Source organism: Pseudomonas sp. S30_BP2TU TE3576, assembly GCF_050436025.1.
Taxonomy (GTDB): domain Bacteria; phylum Pseudomonadota; class Gammaproteobacteria; order Pseudomonadales; family Pseudomonadaceae; genus Aquipseudomonas.
On the sequence record NZ_JBNDLK010000001.1, the window covers coordinates 2,236,374 to 2,252,947 of the forward strand.

Here is a 16,574-nt window from a genome sequence, read left to right on the forward strand (position 1 = left end):
GGTTTTTGGGGTGGGGTTCAGATCGGGGGTTGGTGCAGGCAAATGATATGTGGGTCGTCATTCCAGTGCGGGAAACACTCGGCGATCAGCGGGTCGTGGCCGGGGATGACGTGGTCCTGGCTGTCGGCCAGGCGGTCGATTTCGCTGAAGGCTTCAAGGGTTTGCGCCAGGTCATCGAGAATCGGGAACGGGCTGCGCTCACGAATGTTGACCCACAGGTGCGCGGCATCCGAGGCCAGCACAATCCAGCCGCGCCCGGTGTTCACTCGCACCACCTGGCTGCCCGGTGTGTGTCCGCCCACGGGGTGCAGGGTCACACCTGGCAACACCTCGACTGTGCCGCTGTGCAAACGCATCCGCCCTTCGAACAGCGGCGGCAGCGCCGACATCACGTCCTCGACTTCGTAGGTTTTGTTCACCGTGCGATGAGCCATTTTCGGCCCGGTGCAGAAACGCAGCTCCGCTTCCTGCAAATGCACGGTCGCCTTCGGAAACAGCCCGAGGTTGCCGGCATGATCCCAATGCAAATGGGTAAGGATCAGGTGTTCGACCTGTGCCGGATCGATGTCCAGTTGTCGCAAGGACTCCTCCGGCAGGCGGTACATCTGACGATTGCGCCGGTCCGCCGTGGCCGGTTGAAAACAGGTGTCGACCACAATCACCTGCTGCTCGTTGCGGATGACCCAGAAGTAGTAGTCCAGCGGCATCGGCGCATTCGGATCACCGCAGCAGGCGTCGTAGAGAAAATTCTCCCTGGCGGTGCGCTGGGCGTTTGCGCCGACACGGATAGCGAACACTTCGTACACAGGAACGGACATAGTCACCTCCGGGTTCAGGCGGCTGCCGTGGTTTTGAGGGCCGGACGGAAATCGAAATCGATCTGCTCGCTGATGCCCAGGTCCTGTGCCAGCTTATGCAGGCCGCTGTAGTCGCGCATGATGGTCGCGTTCTTGTTGCTCTCGCGGGTGTCGGCAATGATCAGCGCCGCATCCTCGACCCCGAGTTGCGTCAGAATCGCCTCCCACATCGAGTAGTCCTGAGCGATAAAAGCACTCAGCGCCACCGACAGGTTGCGAGCGAAAAATTCCCGCTGGGTCGGCTGCATGTTCGCGTACATGACCTTCGCCACTTCGGCCAGCACCTTGCTGTGAGCGTATTCGTCGCGGTTGTGAAGCTCGGCTACCCGACGGTTCTGCGGCTGGATGGTCTGGTCGTCTGCCAGCAGGTCCAGATAAGCGTTGACGCTGATCTCGGCCACCACCGCAAAAGTGATCGCCACCAGATCTCGCTGCCATTGCTCGGGCAGCTCTGCATGCAAGGCCTTCAGGCGCAGGTAGGTGACGGACGGCGGCAAGTCCAGATCCTGATCCAGTGCCCGCTCCAGCTTGGTCCGCTCAATGGCGCGCAGGTGCATCAGCGTGTGGTAATGCTCGTCGATCAGGGTCTGTTGCATGGCCTCGCGAAAGTGCCAGTCATCCTTGCCCAGGTACTGATTGGCGATGACGCTGAGTGCCGGGTTGACCACGTGCTCCTCGGCGGTGACGGTGCGCAGGTTGTAGCCGATCCAGCCCCAGGTCACCACGCTGCTTTTGAGCTCGTCGCTCAAGGCCTGGAATGTCGGGTGATGGAAAAACGGCACCATGCACTCCGGGTAATCCGGGCGCGCCGGGTCGAACGCTTCAATGATCTGGGCCCTGTCCGGCGCACAAACGGAGGCGCGCTTGGTCCAGGCCTGGTTGAGCCGCACGATCAGTTGATGATCGACCTGGGCGATCTCGATTGCTGTTTGCATGACGCGATACCTGTAAGACGCGTACCCGCCAAGGGGTACGCCAAAAGAATGAAGGGCGACGGAAAAATCAGGCCAGCCAGTAGCGGGTCAGGTGGCGCGCCGGGTCAGTGTAACGACTGCGGGCGTGGATCATTCGCCAGTTATCCCAAATCAGCAGGCATCCGTCGGGAATCAGCACCGGAACGTTATGCTCGACAAAGTACGCTTCGCCGAGCACGGCAAACCTGGCCAGTGGCGAGGTGCTGTTGGCGACCAGGGATTGCTGCAGGGCTTCCCTGGACGGATTCACATCGCCGTAGTGAAACTGGTTGTAGCTGAAACGGAAAATATCCCCGTCCGGCGTCGGCGTCAGGATGTATTCCTGGACCCGCCGTTGTCCCGGTTCGCCCGGTTTGGCGGTGGCGACAAACTCTACCGGCGTGTCATCGAGCCATGCGCGCAGCTGCGGTTCGCTACGTTCGAGGACGCGCAGAAATTCATAGCCGTCCACCAGGCCGGTGTGCCCGCCGCCACAGGTCGCCTGTTTATGGCAATGCAATGCCAGGTAGCGCGGCGGCGGCCCGTACACTGGCGCCTCGGTGTGCGGGCCGATGCCGTTCATGCTCTGGGAGTACGGCAAGTCTTCGTAACCCGGTTTGCGGGTAATGGGAAAAGCCATCTGGCCGTTGAACTGCGGAATGATCGGACCGAACTCATGCAAGGTGCCTACGACATCATCGGCACATTCGTCCGGGGTCAGCACCGTCCAGCCCAACGTCGACAGCTCTTCATGACGATGGCCGAGCGAAATGTAAAGTTGCGACGCAACAATCCCTTGATCTGACATGGTGAAATTCCTGGCAAGTGATCAGGCGTTTACGGTTGAGGTGTAAGCGGCAATGAAGTCACGACAGGCATCGCCCGGTCGGTAGTGCTGCTCATCAATGCTCTGCACCGGGGTGATTTCGGCGGCGGTGCCAGTGAGAAAACACTCGTCGAAGTCGCCAAGCTCTGTAGGCAAAATCGTGCGTTCGACGACCTGGTAGTCCAGCGCTTTGGCCAACTCGATCACGGTCTGCCGGGTGATACCGTTGAGAAAACAATCCGGCAGCGGCGTGTGCAGAGTCCGGTCTTTGACGAAGAACACATTGGCGCTGGTGGCTTCGGCGACATGGCCGCGCCAGTCGAGCATCAAGGCATCGTGATAACCGCAGTTCTCGGCGTCGTGCTTGCTCAGCGTGGCGATCTGGTAATGCCCGGATGCCTTGGCTTCGAACGGGCTGCTGCTCGGTGGCGGGCGGCGCCAGCTCGCGGTTTTCAAGCGGATGCCGGCCATGCGCGCCGCCGGGTCGAAATAACTCGGCCACTGCCAGCAGGCGATGGCCACGTGCACACGATTGAAGCGCGCCGAGGTGGAGATCATTTCACTGCCGCGCCAGGCCACCGGGCGCAGATAACCCTCGACCACCTTGTTGCGTTGCAGCAGTTCATGGCTCGCCGCTTCCAGTTCAGCCAGCTCATAGGGGATGGCAAAGTCCATCATTTGCGCCGAGCGATACAACCGCTCGCTGTGCTCGCGCAGCTTGAAAATCTTGCCGTTGTAGACCCGTTCACCTTCATACACGGTGCTCGCGTAATGCAGGCCATGGGTCAACACATGCAATTGCGCCCGGGACCACTCGACGAACTCGCCGTCGAGCCAGATAACACCCTCGCGTTGATCAAACGGGATACTGCTCATTTCCATATCTCCCCATTGCTGTTGATTTTTCCTACGCCGTTTCCAGCAACACCGGTATCAATTCCGGCACGGCGGCGAGCTCGGTCTGAAAGAAGAACGAACGCTCGCCGAAAGCCGGCTGCAAGTCGTCGAACCAGGTCACTTGCGGATCAAAGCGCGCATAGAACGTGCGCAACACCCATTGCGGGTTGCGTGCCTGGAGGAACTGCAAGACAAAGACCTTTTCTCCGGCGACGGTCTCGATGCCGTTGATCAACACCTTGCCGTAGAAGGTGCTCATGGACGGCCCGCGCACTGTGCGCGCCAGCCCGGATACCGTGCGGTATGCGGCCTGAAAGATCTCGAAGGCCCGGGCCAGTGGCATCGCGAAGTAGTGGCTGGGGCCGGTGTCACGCTCGACGAACATGTAATAAGGCACGGCCCCGAGCCGCACGCCTTCGGTCCACAGCGCGGCCCAATCGGCGGGGTTTTCGTTAATGTGACGGATCACCGGCGCCTGCATGCGCAGCGTCGCGCCCGTCGAGCGAATGCGTTCGATAGCCTGGCGGGCAATGGCCTGGCGGATCTCCACCGGGTGGTTGTAGTGGCCCATGATCGACAGGTTTTTACCCGCCGCGACGATACGCTGGAACAACTCCAGCAGCTCGGGCGCATCCGTGTCGCTGACAAAACGCTGCGGCCAGTACGCCACGGATTTGGTGCCGATGCGGATGCTCTTCAGGTGTGGCAAATCCAGCAGCGGTTCGATGTAACCGGCCAGCGAGCGGGTGTTCATGATCATCGGGTCGCCGCCGGTAATCAGCACGTCTGTCACTTCGCTGTGCACCTTCAGGTAACTCACCAGTTCCTGGGACTCACGGGCATTGAACTTGAGTTCTTCATCACCGATGAACTGCGCCCAGCGGAAACAGAAGGTGCAGTAGGCGTGACAGGTCTGACCGGCGCCGGGGAAAAACAGTACGGTCTCGCGGTACTTGTGCTGGATGCCCGGCAGGACTTTGCCGTTGAGCGTGACGCCGTTGTGGGTCAACTGTCCGGCCGGATGCGGGTTCATACGCAGCCAGATCGCCTCGATCCGGCGCTTGATCGCCGCGCTGTCATCCAGTTCGATCAGTTGCTTGAGCGAGGCATATTCCTCTGGCAGCAACATGTCCTTGTGGGGAAAGGTCATGCGGAAAACCGGATCGTCCGGAATGTTGTTCCAGTCGATCAGCGTGCCCAGCACGTATTCATTGGTACGAAACGGCATGACCCGGGCCACGACGGTCATGGCCTCCTGCAACGCCGGCGTCAGCTTGTGCCAGTAAGGTGTATCGCGGATAGTGCGTGAGTTATAGGGTTTGTAGCGTTCGTGCTCCGACAGTCCTTGCATGGCCGCGCTCCTGGTGATTGCCCTGAGTGTTGTTAGGCGATGGCCGGCGCTTTGCGCTCTATGTCCATCCACGCCCGGACGCTGTCGCGATCCCACTGGCGACGCACATAGGCTGCGAGCCGGGCAGGCACTGGATCGCCGTTGGCAACCAGTCGGTTGAGCATGATTGCCAGGTCGGTGTCGGCAATGCTCCAGTCACCGAACAGATGCTCGGCACCCTCTTCCAGCAAATGGTCGGCGGCGAAGAACAAGCGCTCGACGGCGGCTTGGGCATCGGCGCTCAGGGGCGCATCTTTTTTACCGAAGTAAACCAGGTCAAACGGGCGCTCCTTGCGTACCACCAGCAAGTCACTGCGCAACCAGGCCTGCAATTGACGGGCACGGGCGCGCTGCTGGAGGTCCTGTGGATAAAGTTTTTTATGCCCCGGGGAAAGTTCATCGAGGTATTCGGCAATCGCCGATGATTCCGACAAGGCAAAATTGTCGTGAACTAACGTGGGAATCTTGCATGTCAGCGAAAGATCGCGATAACTCGCCAGATAGTTCTCACGAGCCTTTAGATCAACCGTAACAAGTTCAAATGAAAGTTGCTTTTCCTTGAGCGCGACAAAAGCCGACATTGCGAAAGCGCTGACATAATCAGCGCCAACGTACAGTTTTAGCTTCCTGTTTTCCATAGAACACTCCATTCACCGACTGTAGGGATTAACGTGCATTTGAAGTGATCGTAGTTAGTTGAACGAAGGCTGAATAGATACAGAATCTGCCCGTTTCAATCGATACAGAAAGTTGTTTTTTACCGGCAGACACGCAGCCAAAACCGCTGCAACGGGGGATACGGGGGCAGGCCTGTAAAACAAAAAAGGGAGCCAACGAAGGTTGGCTCCCTGGGCTGATTCGGCGGGAAATTACGGCTGGGTGGTGATCAGGCCATGGCTGTCGGCGAAGTTCGAAAGCAGTGCCATTTGTGGCATGTTGCTCATGTTCAGCATCGCCAGAGGCTCGTGTTTGCTGGTGTTGACGAAGCCATGCCGGGTCCAGGCCGGCACCAGCAGCACGTCGCCGCTGCTGACGTTGACCTCATCGGCATCGCCGAGGGTCAGCACGCCGCTGCCGCACTGGATGACAAACAGATGCCACCAGGAATGGGCATGGCCATTGAGCGTTACGCCTGGGTTCAGCCATTGCATGGCGATCGCCATCCCAGGTGTCACTTCACAGCCCTCAATGCTCTTGTCGTGAGCCAACGCGACAATATCAACGTCGCTGGCTTCAAGGGATTGACGCAAATCCGTTAGTTCGGTGCCTTTCCATACCTTGGGACTTGACGGTCGATGATGCAGGCTCTGACGAAAATCCTTATATGAAAAAAACGCACCTTGAAAGTTATCCATTCACACGCCCTTTCTTTTTATTCCCCATACTTTAGCGCTAAACCTTAAGTTAACGGTTCAGCGCTGTAAAGCCGGGGGAATAATTTATAGAACCGATGGGCGCAAGGCGGCGATCATGTCCACTTCAATCGCCGCATTCTTGGGTAACTGATACACACCTATCGTGGTACGTGTATGTTTACCGGCATCGCCAAGTACATGGCTGAACACATCCGAGGCGCCGTTAGCTACTTCGCTTAAATCGACAAAATCCGCCGTGGACTTCACATAGACCGTTACCCGGATCAATGACTTGATCTTGTCCAGCGAACCAATGGCATCGACGATCAGCGCCAGGCCGCGCATCGCGCTGATGCTGGCCGCCGCTTGCGCATCGGCCATATTGAGGTCCAGCCCGACCCGGCCAGGGTAATGGATTTTGCCGTTCATGCGCGGCACCAGGCCGCTGATGTACAGCTCATCGTGATGGCGGATCAGCGGCGCGTAATGCCCGCCTGCGGTGTTTTCGCCGTAAATGTCATAACCAAACTCTTTGGCCAGGGCGATGAAGCGTTCATCGCAGGTCATGTGCTGGATCATTGATCGAATCCTCTTAATCAGTAATGCAAAAATCCTGGTCCTTGCGGGCTCAACACACGGCGCGGGTGGCCGGTGCCTGGCAAGTGACGTCAATACGGGACTCAATTGCCTCGGCCAGGCGCAACAGGTCGTTGCTCAGTTGCTCGTAGTGTTCGTTGAACAACACGATGTGACCGATGAATGAGAAGTTGTCTTTGACCAACGCGCTGACCGAGTCGCCGATACGTTTGGCGTACTGCCCTTCCACCAGGTCGATACGCAGTGCGCGGGCCAGGGCCTCGATATCAGGCGTTGCACGCAGGATGCCGCCGGTCGGTGCCCTGAGCAGGCGAATGCCGCAGTAGCCGCGAGCCACTGGCTCATATTGTTCAGTCTTGCCTTCCACCGCCCAGCGCACCCAGCGCTCCCACGGATCGAAATTGACGAAGGATCGTTTGGCCAGGTCCCAGATGTGCATGCCGCCGGGACGCATGTTGGTTTCCACTGCGGAGGTCAGGTTGTCGCTGCGCAGGAACACTTCGTTGTGCCAGGCACCATTGTCCCCGGACACCAAACCGGACATATGCCGGCCGGCTGCCAACAAACGCGCCTGTATCTCAGCCGGAAGCGGTGCCGGTACGACTTGCTGGATCTCCGCGCGGTAGGCGCCTTCGGTGGTGGTTTTTTCAGTGACCCAGGTGCTGCCGGCCACGCAGTCCCAGCTGTATTCGCGGGCGTTCTGCACCAGCTCTTCAAGGACGATGCCGCCTTCACGATAAGGCTTCAGGGCGAGCCAGGCGTCATCGCATTCCGAAGGGTGATGGATGACGCGACAGCCTCGGCTGGCGCCTTCGCAGGCCGGTTTTATGAAGGCCCTGCCGCCCAGTTCGACGACCCTTTGGCGCAGTTCCGGCAAACTTCCGACCCGCACGGAAAACACCGGTCGATACTCTTCGGGTGAGGTGCAGGCCGCCGCTTCAAGCCGGCGAAAGATCTGCTTGTCCAGGCCCGCCCGCGCTTCGTCCGGGGTAATGCCCGGCAGGCCGAAGTGACTGGCCAGCGCTGCACCGAGCAGCACACCACGATCGGAGAACGGCAGTACGCCGATCAGCCTCCAGCTGTCGGCGTTCAGGCACCCCACCACCAGTTCAAGGGATGTCGTCACATCCTTCTCGGCCAGTGAAGTGCTGCAAACGTGATCGGCCACCTGGTCGTCATGGAGCTGAATTTTCTCGACCAGCAGGATGAGCCTGGCGTTGTAGAGCGACTTGCACAGCTCGCGCAGTTTCTGGATATCGTGAACCCGATTGCCGTTGTAACCGACCACTACTACGCATGAAGTCGTATTCATGATGTCCCCCGACTTGCAAAGTGAAAATCGCAACTGCGATGACTCAGTCATGCAACGACGCATTGGATTTACGGTTGAGCCAGTACCAGGCCAGGATCCCTCCGGCCCCGATAACGGCCAGCACCAGCGCGTTGTATGGCGCCGGCACAACCCGCATGATCAACACCGTCAACCCGGCCCCGACGCCCAGGGATACCTCCTTGACGAACATGTTGTTCTGCTTGACCGAAAAGTAATCGAGGTAGCTGAACGCACATTCGGCGATGGACAGCAGCGCCACCCAGATCAGTGCACCGGCGAGGGTTTCGACGTGGAACGCGGCGGGTGAAGACAGCACGGCAAAGCCACCGACGATGATCCCGATCACCGCCACGACCTTGAAGCGCCCGGTGCGCTCGATCAGTTTCATCACCGGCACCTGGGCAAACACCACCACGGCGCTGTTGAGGATCAGCATCAAGCCGTACCAGGCTGGCAATTCACCAGTCTTGAGCAGAATCGCTTGCGGCAGGATCGAGAACACCCCGAACAGCTTGATGCCCATGATGATCCCGGCGATCACCCACGGCAGCTTGTTGCCCCAGTTGCTACCGACCTGACTGGCCGGGCGGGCTACCACCGGTTCGCTGGTGAAGGTCGCACCGAGGGCGATCGGCAGGCACAGCAACACGAAGGCCGCCGCGCCGAGGAAAAACATGGTCGGGGTGAGTAGCGGCGACAACAGGATCAAACCGGCCACCAGGCTGCCCATGTTCATGGCCACGCGGTTGTAGGCTGCACCTTCCTTGGTCTGGGCCGCTTCGCTCTTGATCAGGTAACCGGCAATGGCAATGCCGTAGGCAAACAGTGCGGCAGCAAACATCACCATGCCTTGATTGCTGGTCAGTGCCAGCAATACCAGGCCGAGCCCGGCACACAGTAGCGTGACGCTCAGGGAGCGACGACCAAGCACCAGCAAAGTCAGGGGCAACAGCAGCAACAAGGCGCGATATCCGAGGGCCAGAATGCTGTTGGTGGCGGTGTCGAGCCAGACGTTGGCCTTGCCCAGCACTGCGAACAGCGACACGGCGGTGATGATCCGGATCGTGAACAAACGCAGGTTGATGACCGGTTTAGCGACCGCGATCGTTGTTTCGACACTCATGCAACACCTCATGAACCACGCGATTGCCGCCCAGTAAAGGTCGACCATCAGAAAAGTCTGTAAGGGCATGGTAGAGACAGAGGCTTGTCCTGATCAGAGCAAGTTCGTATAGAATCCAACGAACTTTACTGCCGGAGAGACCAGTAAAATGCAGGTTCAACGTGCAGTCATTGCCGCCATTGAATTCCAGCCCGGCGCGCCGCTGGTGCAGCAGATCGTCGATCAACTGACCCAGGCCATCAGCACGGGCGGCCTGCCCCACGGCGCCAAGCTGCCGCCGATTCGCGAACTCTCCGACTTGATGAACGTGGGCAAATCCACGGTGGTCGATGCGCTGGACCGCTTGCGGGCCAAGGGTCTGGTGGTGTCGCGCCAGGGCTCGGGGCATTACGTGCATCGCTCCGAAGCGGCGCTGAAAAGTGGCACCGGCCCGGACCTGCAACCCCAGGACACCCTCAGCGTGGTACGCCGTGCCCTGTTGCTGGACAACGGCGCGTTGCGCCCCGGCTGCGGGTTTCTGCCGACCTCCTGGCTGCCCGCCGAAGAATTGCAGAAAGCCGTGCGCGGCACCCTGCGAGCGACGTCGTTGCGCATGGGCGAGTACGGCGTGGCGGGCGGTTACTTGCCGTTGCGCCAGGCCTTGCGGGTCAAGCTGGCGACTTTCGGCATCGAAGCGCCGGTGGATCAGATCATCACCACCGCCAACACCATGCAGGCCATCGACCTGCTGATGCGCCTGCTGGTCAAACCCGGCGACACCGTGCTGCTCGACGACCCCTGCTATTTCAACATGCACGCCAACCTGGCGTTGCACGGGGCCAGGGTCATCACCATCGCCCGGGATTGCGACGGCATGGACCTCGACGCGTTCGAGCAACTGCTGATCGCCCACAAACCCGTGCTGTACATGACCAACAGCACGTTGCATAACCCCACCGGCCACTCGTTCACCCCGGCCCAGGTCTACCGCTTGCTGGAACTGAGCCACCGCCATGGCTTCCACATTGTCGAAGACGATTTGTACTGCGACATCCAGCAACGCCGCACCCCGCGCCTGGCGGCGAGCGGGCTGGACAACGTGAGTTATGTCTCCGGTTTCTCCAAGACCCTGACCGCCAACAGCCGCGTCAGCTACACCGTGCTGTCACCGCAACTGGCGGCACGCATGGTCGCGCTGAAAATGGCCTGCGGTGGCGTGACCTCGGAGCTGGCAGAGCAGATTACGTGCACCATGCTCAGCGATGGCAGCTATGCCAAACATGCGCGGCGCACGGTGGATCGGTTGTATGAATCCAACAGCCGTGTGGCCGGTTGGTTGGCGGAAGCCGGGTGTTCGCTTTCCTCGTTGCCCGGCGAGGGCGTGTTTATCTGGGCGCGATTGCCGGAGGGCCTGCACGCCGAGAACCTGGCTCGACAAGGCCTGGAGAACAATATGGTATTGGCGCCGGGCACCTTGCTGAGCAAAGCCCCGAATGCCAGTCAGTTCCTGCGCTTCAACGTAGCCCACAGCGACAGCCTGCAGGTGCGCGAGCGGTTTTTCCGCCTGCTCGAAACACAAAATAAATAACTGAGCCCCTAATCCTGTGGGAGCGGGCTTGCTCGCGAAGAGGCCGTCACATCCAGCATCAATATTGCCTGACACACCGCCTTCGCGAGCAAGCCCGCTCCCACAAGGGTTCAGCGTCGCACTTAAAACTGGCGGCACCACCGATCCAATGTGGGAGCGAGCTTGCTCGCGATGGCGGCAACTCGATTCATTTGAAACACCAACAAAAAGCCCCGCTCTTCTCTCGAAGGCGGGGCTTTTCAATTCAGCATCCGACGCTTACGGCGCGTACGTCAGCAACAACTCCGTCGGCACTTTGAAGTCCAGGGACATCATCACGCTCAACGCGGTAATGGTGAAGATCGAGAACACGAACAGCTTGCGTGCCCAGACCGTGTCATCCACTGCCTTGTAGCCGGTCCAGGCCATGTACAGCCAGTACATGCCCATGGCCGCGGCGACGGCGAGGTAGCTCATGCCGGCGTAGCCGCTGAAGGTCAGCATCAAGGTCGCCACGAGGAAGGCCAGGATGTAGATCAGGATGTGCTTCTTGGCCACCTGGATCCCGCGCTTCACTGGCAGCACCGGAATCGATGCGGCCAGGTAATCGTTGAAGCGGAAGATCGCGATGGCGTAGGAATGCGGCATCTGCCACAGGCTGAACATCACCAGCAGGGTCAGTGCGGCCATGTCGAAAGTGTTGCTCACTGCGACGTAGCCGATCACCGGCGGCATCGCGCCCGACAGACTGCCCACCAGCGTGCCGTGAACCGACTTGCGCTTGAGGTACAGGCTGTAGAAGCCGACGTAGATGACGAAGCCGATCACCGCGAACAGCGCGGCCAACGGGTTGGCCACCTTGTACAACAGGGCAACGCCGGCGACACCCAGGACGGTCGCATAGATCAGGGCCAGTTTCAGGGAGATCAAGCCCTGGACCAGCACCCGGTTCTTGGTGCGTTCCATCTTCAGGTCGATGTCGCGGTCGATGCAGTTGTTGAACACGCAACCGGAGGCAACCACCAGGGACGTGCCGATCATGGCGGCCAGGAAAATGGCCAGATCGACATGCCCTTTGGAGGCCAGGAAAAATCCGCCTGCCACAGAAAGCACGTTACCGAAAATGATCCCCGGTTTGGTGATTTGGATAAAGTGCTTAAGGGACATGCGGATCTACCTCACTTCGCCATCATGAACGTGTGGATGCTGAACATGATCCACAGCGACAAGCCAACCAGCAGGACAATCACGATCGCGGCAAAGACAAACGCAATCACGTTGTTACGCTGCGCGGCCGAACGGTCCAGGTGGAGGAAGTACACCAGGTGCACCAGCACCTGAATGACCGCGAATGCCAGGACGATCAACAGAGTGATCGACTTCGGCAGCGACGGGTACATCACCAGACCGAATGGAATCAGGGTCAGGATTACCGACAGGACGAAGCCAATGACGTAGGACTTGACGCTGCCGTGACCGGCGTCGTCGTGGCCATGGTGGGAATGAGCGTTAGCCATTTACATAGTCCCCATCAGATAAACAACCGTGAATACACAGATCCACACAACGTCCAGGAAGTGCCAGAACAGGCTCAGGCAGCTCAGACGGGTCTTGTTGGTCGCCGTCAGGCCGTTTTTCTGCACCTGATACATCATGATCGCCATCCAGATCAGACCGCTGGTCACGTGCAGACCGTGGGTGCCGACCAGGGTGAAGAACCCGGACAGGAAGCCGCTGCGGCTAGGGCCGTAGCCTTCGGAGATCAACATGTGGAACTCGTTGATCTCCATGCCGATGAAGCCGGCACCGAACAGGAAGGTCAGGGCCAGCCAGCCCAGGACCTGCTTCTTGTTGCCACGGAAGAACGCCAGCATGGCGAAGCCGTAGGTGATCGAACTGAACAACAGCAGAGCGGTTTCGCCCAGCACGTATGGCAGCTCGAAGATGTCGTGGCCCGACGGGCCACCCGCTACGTTGTTAACCAGTACCGCGTACGCTGCGAAGATCGACGCAAACAGAATGCAGTCGGTCATCAGGTAGAGCCAGAAACCGAATACGGTCATCTCGCCCGAATCGTGGTGATGGTCATCATGCCCATGTCCATCGACATGGGTGTGTCCAGCATTGGTCACTAAGTTCGACATGGTTTAAGCCTGTTCCAACGAGGTTTCAACACGGGTGGCAGTGGCTGGGACTTTCCCGGCTGCTACCAGACGCTTGTGCTGCTCGGCTTCGATGCGCTCGATCACGTCGACCGGCACGTAGTAGCCTTGATCATCACGGGCCGCGTGGATCACGAAGTAGATCACGGTGCCGGCGAGACCCGCGATTGCCAGCCACCAGATGTGCCAGATCATCGCGAAACCGAACACGGTCAACAGTGCGCCCATGACCACACCGGTCGCGGTGTTGTTTGGCATGTGGATCGGTTCGTACTTGGCCGGAGCCTTGTATGCAGTGCCGTTTTCCTTGGCTTCGGTGAACGGATCGACCACGTCGGCTTTTGGCAGAACAGCGAAGTTGTAGAACGGTGGTGGCGACGAGGTCGACCATTCCAGGGTGTGTGCATTCCACGGATCGCCGTGTTCGCACATGTTTTCCGGCTTGTTGCGGTCACGCACGCTGACGTAGAGCTGGATCAGCTGGCAAGCGATGCCCACAGCGATCATCACCGCACCGAACATGGCGACGTACAGGTACGGCACCCACTCAGGGTTGGTGGTGGCGTTCAGACGACGGGTCATGCCCATGAAGCCCAGAGCGTAGAGCGGCATGAACGCGACGAAGAAGCCGGAGATCCAGAACCAGAATGCTGCCTTGCCCCAACCTTCGTGCAGCTTGAAGCCGAACGCTTTAGGGAAGTAGAAACCGAAACCGGCGATGTAACCGAATACCGCACCGCCGATGATCACGTTATGGAAGTGCGCGATCACGAACAGGCTGTTGTGCAGAACGAAGTCGGCACCCGGGATGGCCAGCAATACGCCGGTCATGCCGCCGATGGCGAAGGTCACCATGAAGCCCAGGGTCCATAGAACCTGGCTGGTGAAGCGCAGACGGCCCTGGTAGATGGTGAACAGCCAGTTGAATAGCTTCACACCCGTCGGGATGGAAATCAGCATCGTCGCCAGACCGAAGAAGGCGTTGACGCTGGCACCCGAACCCATGGTGAAGAAGTGGTGCAGCCAAACCATGAAGCCCAGGATCGAGATCGCGCCCGATGCGTAGACCATCGAGTGGTGGCCGAACAGTTTCTTGCCGGTGAACGTCGAGATGACCTCGGAGAAGATACCGAACGCCGGCAGAATCAGGATGTAAACCTCAGGGTGACCCCAAGCCCAGAACAGGTTGACGTACATCATCGGATTGCCACCAAGTTCATTGGTGAAAATGTGGAAATCCATGTAACGGTCAAGCGTCAGCAGCGCCAGGGTGGCGGTCAGGATCGGGAACGAAGCCACGATCAGGACGTTGGCCCAGGTGCAAGTCCAGGTGAAGATCGGCATGTCCATCAGCTTCATGCCAGGGGTACGCATTTTCAGTACGGTGGCCAGGAAGTTGACCCCCGTCAGCGTTGTCCCCAGACCCGATAGCTGTAGCGCCCAGATGTAGTAATCCATCCCCACGCCAGGGCTGTATTGCAGACCCGACAGCGGCGGATAGGCAACCCAGCCGGTCTTGGCGAATTCGCCGACGCCCAGGGACAGGTTGATCAGCACCACGCCGGAAACCAGCAGCCAGAAGCTCAGGGAGTTCAGGAACGGGTAGGCAACGTCACGCGCGCCGATCTGCAGCGGCACTGCAAGGTTCATCAGGCCGGTGAAGAATGGCATCGCCATGAAGATGATCATGATCACACCGTGAGCGGTGAAGATCTGGTCATAGTGTTCAGGTGGCAGGTAGCCAGGCGAACCCTCGGTGGCCATGGCCAACTGGGTACGCATCATGATGGCGTCGGCAAAGCCGCGTAGCAGCATGACCATGGCGACGACGATGTACATCACGCCGATTTTCTTGTGGTCGACCGACGTCAGCCACTCGGTCCACAGGTAGGTCCACTTCTTGAAGTAGGTGATTGCAGCGAACAACGCCAGACCACCGAGCGCGATCATGGAGATGGTCACCATGACAATTGGCTCGTGGAACGGGATCGCTTCCCAACTTAATTTACCAAACATCGTTTACTCCTCTGCCCCGGCAGCTGAATGCGAGTTCATGTCCGTAGCGGCCACTTCTTTCTCTTTCTTCTCGTGGTGCACCTTAGGACCCGGTTTCATGCCTTCGTACTTGTCGACGATGGTCTGGAACAGGTTCGGCGTCACCGAGGAGTAGAGCTCGACTGGGTTGTTCTGGCTTGGCTTGGAAAGGGCTGCGTATTCAGCTTGTTCAAGCTGTTTAGGTGCCTTTTTGACTTCACTTACCCAGGCGTCGAAATCTTCCTGAGTCGTTGCGATCGCTTTGAATTTCATACCGGTGAAACCAGCGCCGCTGTAGTTGGCGGAGATACCGTCCATTTCAGCGTTTTCGTTGGCGATCAGGTGCAGCTTGGTCTGCATGCCCGCCATCGCGTAGATCTGGCCACCCAGAGCAGGGATGAAGAACGAGTTCATCACGGCGTCGGAAGTGATCTTGAAGTTGACCGGGGTGTGCGCCGGGAACACGATCTTGTTGACCGTGGCGATGCCTTGTTCCGGGTAGATGAACAGCCACTTCCAGTCCAGTGCGACCACTTCGATGGTCACCGGCTTCACGTCGGATTCCAGTGGCTTGTACGGGTCCAGGGCGTGGGTCGACTTGTAGGTGACGTAACCCAGGGCAATGATGATCAGCACTGGAACAGCCCACACCGCGATCTCGATCTTGGTGGAGTGGTTCCATTTCGGGGTGTAGGTAGCGTTGGTGTTGGACGCGCGGTATTTCCAGGCGAACAAGAAGGTCATGATGATGACCGGAACCACGACCAACAGCATCAGCAGCGTTGCGGTGATGATCAGGTTTCGCTCGTCCAGACCAACCTGGCCCTTGGGATTGAGCAAGGTCATGTTGCAGCCTGACAGCAACAATGTGCCGATCAGCGGCAATAAGCCTAGTAGTCTGGGGTACCTGTTTTTACTCATCTCACGACCTCTAAAGCAGCTTGCGCAATGCAGTTGGGTTTTGATCGCCAACACTTCACCCTGCCAAGGGTTGGCATTTTCTTGGATTGAATAAGGGCATGCCCGTCGTGCGTCAGACGCGTTTCGACAAATCCTGGGCCTGCGGCGAGTTCTTATTCGAATTCGTGGTCAAAGGCCTTGTTACAGACCAATTCCATTTGGTGCGGGTAGTTTTGGAGGCTCCGACACCAGGGCGTCGCATGAAGCCACTGGACCTCTCGACACCCTTTCTGCCTGACTCCTGGTTAAGGATTGAGCAGTGTCGGGTATTCAGTGCGGGCGATTGTAGTTATGTAGCGTTTCATAAACCATGTCTCATCCCGAAATAATTTTTATCCGATGCGGCAACAATCATTAACCAATTCCGCAAAAGTGGCGCATCTTATCGAAATTGATTCTCAACAAAAACACCAAAATAAGTAGGCCTACCACCCGCAGTTCAGACAGTATCGAAAGCTTGCACACCTCTATCGATGTCGCCCAAACCCCGATATGACAAGGGCTCTGGCAATTCGCCGATGCCTGTTAAAACTGCCTGCTT

16 protein-coding genes are annotated in these 16,574 nt (G+C 58.6%); 1 reads left to right on the forward strand and 15 read right to left on the reverse strand.

Features of this window, described 5'->3' with window-relative positions:
* Positions 1-17: 17 nt before the first annotated feature.
* The 10 genes from ABIA48_RS10150 to ABIA48_RS10195 form a co-directional block, all read right to left on the reverse strand.
* Positions 18-818, reverse strand: coding sequence for an N-acyl homoserine lactonase family protein (locus ABIA48_RS10150; RefSeq protein WP_429488369.1), 801 nt, complete (start codon positions 816-818; stop codon positions 18-20).
* 14 nt (positions 819-832) lie between these two features.
* A complete protein-coding gene (locus tag ABIA48_RS10155) occupies positions 833-1,792 on the reverse strand; it encodes a diiron oxygenase (RefSeq protein ID WP_429488371.1) in 960 nt (319 codons plus the stop codon).
* A 67-nt stretch (positions 1,793-1,859) separates the two neighbouring features.
* The gene (locus ABIA48_RS10160) at positions 1,860-2,618 is read right to left on the reverse strand and encodes a TauD/TfdA family dioxygenase (RefSeq protein ID WP_429488373.1); all 759 of its coding nucleotides are present in this window, start codon (positions 2,616-2,618) and stop codon (positions 1,860-1,862) included.
* Positions 2,619-2,639: 21 nt separating this feature from the next.
* Complete coding sequence (locus tag ABIA48_RS10165) at positions 2,640-3,512, reverse strand: branched-chain amino acid aminotransferase (RefSeq protein WP_429488375.1); 873 nt, start codon at positions 3,510-3,512, stop codon at positions 2,640-2,642.
* A gap of 31 nt (positions 3,513-3,543) precedes the next feature.
* Positions 3,544-4,884 (reverse strand): KamA family radical SAM protein, encoded by a 1,341-nt coding sequence (locus tag ABIA48_RS10170; protein WP_429488377.1) that lies wholly within the window; start codon positions 4,882-4,884, stop codon positions 3,544-3,546.
* Positions 4,885-4,916: 32 nt separating this feature from the next.
* On the reverse strand, positions 4,917-5,561 hold the full coding sequence (gene yfcF, locus ABIA48_RS10175; RefSeq protein ID WP_429488379.1) for a glutathione transferase: 645 nt from the start codon (positions 5,559-5,561) through the stop codon (positions 4,917-4,919).
* Positions 5,562-5,792: 231 nt separating this feature from the next.
* The gene (locus ABIA48_RS10180; protein WP_429488381.1) at positions 5,793-6,278 is read right to left on the reverse strand and encodes a cupin domain-containing protein; all 486 of its coding nucleotides are present in this window, start codon (positions 6,276-6,278) and stop codon (positions 5,793-5,795) included.
* A gap of 84 nt (positions 6,279-6,362) precedes the next feature.
* Positions 6,363-6,857: a RidA family protein gene (locus ABIA48_RS10185; RefSeq protein ID WP_007986839.1), complete on the reverse strand. Its 495-nt coding sequence runs from the start codon at positions 6,855-6,857 to the stop codon at positions 6,363-6,365.
* Positions 6,858-6,906: 49 nt separating this feature from the next.
* Complete coding sequence (locus ABIA48_RS10190) at positions 6,907-8,187, reverse strand: ATP-grasp domain-containing protein (RefSeq protein WP_429488383.1); 1,281 nt, start codon at positions 8,185-8,187, stop codon at positions 6,907-6,909.
* A 43-nt stretch (positions 8,188-8,230) separates the two neighbouring features.
* The gene (locus ABIA48_RS10195) at positions 8,231-9,331 is read right to left on the reverse strand and encodes a hypothetical protein (RefSeq protein ID WP_204929267.1); all 1,101 of its coding nucleotides are present in this window, start codon (positions 9,329-9,331) and stop codon (positions 8,231-8,233) included.
* Positions 9,332-9,479: 148 nt separating this feature from the next.
* Between ABIA48_RS10195 and ABIA48_RS10200 the strand changes: the two genes are divergently transcribed.
* The gene (locus ABIA48_RS10200) at positions 9,480-10,898 is read left to right on the forward strand and encodes a PLP-dependent aminotransferase family protein (RefSeq protein WP_429488385.1); all 1,419 of its coding nucleotides are present in this window, start codon (positions 9,480-9,482) and stop codon (positions 10,896-10,898) included.
* Between the two features lie 258 nt (positions 10,899-11,156).
* On the opposite strand, the gene cyoE is transcribed toward ABIA48_RS10200, so the two are convergent.
* From cyoE to cyoA, 5 genes are read right to left on the reverse strand one after another with little or no spacing between them, the layout of a single operon-like run.
* Positions 11,157-12,044 (reverse strand): heme o synthase, encoded by an 888-nt coding sequence (cyoE, locus tag ABIA48_RS10205; protein WP_007986830.1) that lies wholly within the window; start codon positions 12,042-12,044, stop codon positions 11,157-11,159.
* 11 nt (positions 12,045-12,055) lie between these two features.
* On the reverse strand, positions 12,056-12,394 hold the full coding sequence (gene cyoD, locus ABIA48_RS10210) for a cytochrome o ubiquinol oxidase subunit IV (RefSeq protein ID WP_204929260.1): 339 nt from the start codon (positions 12,392-12,394) through the stop codon (positions 12,056-12,058).
* On the reverse strand, positions 12,395-13,021 hold the full coding sequence (locus ABIA48_RS10215) for a cytochrome o ubiquinol oxidase subunit III (protein WP_007986828.1): 627 nt from the start codon (positions 13,019-13,021) through the stop codon (positions 12,395-12,397). It lies immediately after the preceding gene.
* A 3-nt stretch (positions 13,022-13,024) separates the two neighbouring features.
* On the reverse strand, positions 13,025-15,055 hold the full coding sequence (gene cyoB / locus ABIA48_RS10220) for a cytochrome o ubiquinol oxidase subunit I (protein WP_429488388.1): 2,031 nt from the start codon (positions 15,053-15,055) through the stop codon (positions 13,025-13,027).
* A 3-nt stretch (positions 15,056-15,058) separates the two neighbouring features.
* Positions 15,059-15,994 carry a ubiquinol oxidase subunit II gene (cyoA, locus tag ABIA48_RS10225; protein WP_204929259.1) on the reverse strand — a complete coding sequence of 312 codons (936 nt, stop codon included), beginning with the start codon at positions 15,992-15,994 and terminating at the stop codon, positions 15,059-15,061.
* Between the last annotated feature and the right edge of the window lie 580 nt (positions 15,995-16,574).

Coding starts and splice junctions, on each gene's coding strand:
- ABIA48_RS10150 (WP_429488369.1), bottom strand. CDS start 818: ATGTCCGTTCCTGTGTACGAAGTGTTCGCTATCCGTGTCGGCGCAAAC.
- ABIA48_RS10155 (WP_429488371.1), bottom strand. CDS start 1,792: ATGCAAACAGCAATCGAGATCGCCCAGGTCGATCATCAACTGATCGTG.
- ABIA48_RS10160 (WP_429488373.1), bottom strand. CDS start 2,618: ATGTCAGATCAAGGGATTGTTGCGTCGCAACTTTACATTTCGCTCGGC.
- ABIA48_RS10165 (WP_429488375.1), bottom strand. CDS start 3,512: ATGAGCAGTATCCCGTTTGATCAACGCGAGGGTGTTATCTGGCTCGAC.
- ABIA48_RS10170 (WP_429488377.1), bottom strand. CDS start 4,884: ATGCAAGGACTGTCGGAGCACGAACGCTACAAACCCTATAACTCACGC.
- yfcF (WP_429488379.1), bottom strand. CDS start 5,561: ATGGAAAACAGGAAGCTAAAACTGTACGTTGGCGCTGATTATGTCAGC.
- ABIA48_RS10180 (WP_429488381.1), bottom strand. CDS start 6,278: ATGGATAACTTTCAAGGTGCGTTTTTTTCATATAAGGATTTTCGTCAG.
- ABIA48_RS10185 (WP_007986839.1), bottom strand. CDS start 6,857: ATGATCCAGCACATGACCTGCGATGAACGCTTCATCGCCCTGGCCAAA.
- ABIA48_RS10190 (WP_429488383.1), bottom strand. CDS start 8,187: ATGAATACGACTTCATGCGTAGTAGTGGTCGGTTACAACGGCAATCGG.
- ABIA48_RS10195 (WP_204929267.1), bottom strand. CDS start 9,331: ATGAGTGTCGAAACAACGATCGCGGTCGCTAAACCGGTCATCAACCTG.
- ABIA48_RS10200 (WP_429488385.1), top strand. CDS start 9,480: ATGCAGGTTCAACGTGCAGTCATTGCCGCCATTGAATTCCAGCCCGGC.
- cyoE (WP_007986830.1), bottom strand. CDS start 12,044: ATGTCCCTTAAGCACTTTATCCAAATCACCAAACCGGGGATCATTTTC.
- cyoD (WP_204929260.1), bottom strand. CDS start 12,394: ATGGCTAACGCTCATTCCCACCATGGCCACGACGACGCCGGTCACGGC.
- ABIA48_RS10215 (WP_007986828.1), bottom strand. CDS start 13,021: ATGTCGAACTTAGTGACCAATGCTGGACACACCCATGTCGATGGACAT.
- cyoB (WP_429488388.1), bottom strand. CDS start 15,055: ATGTTTGGTAAATTAAGTTGGGAAGCGATCCCGTTCCACGAGCCAATT.
- cyoA (WP_204929259.1), bottom strand. CDS start 15,994: ATGAGTAAAAACAGGTACCCCAGACTACTAGGCTTATTGCCGCTGATC.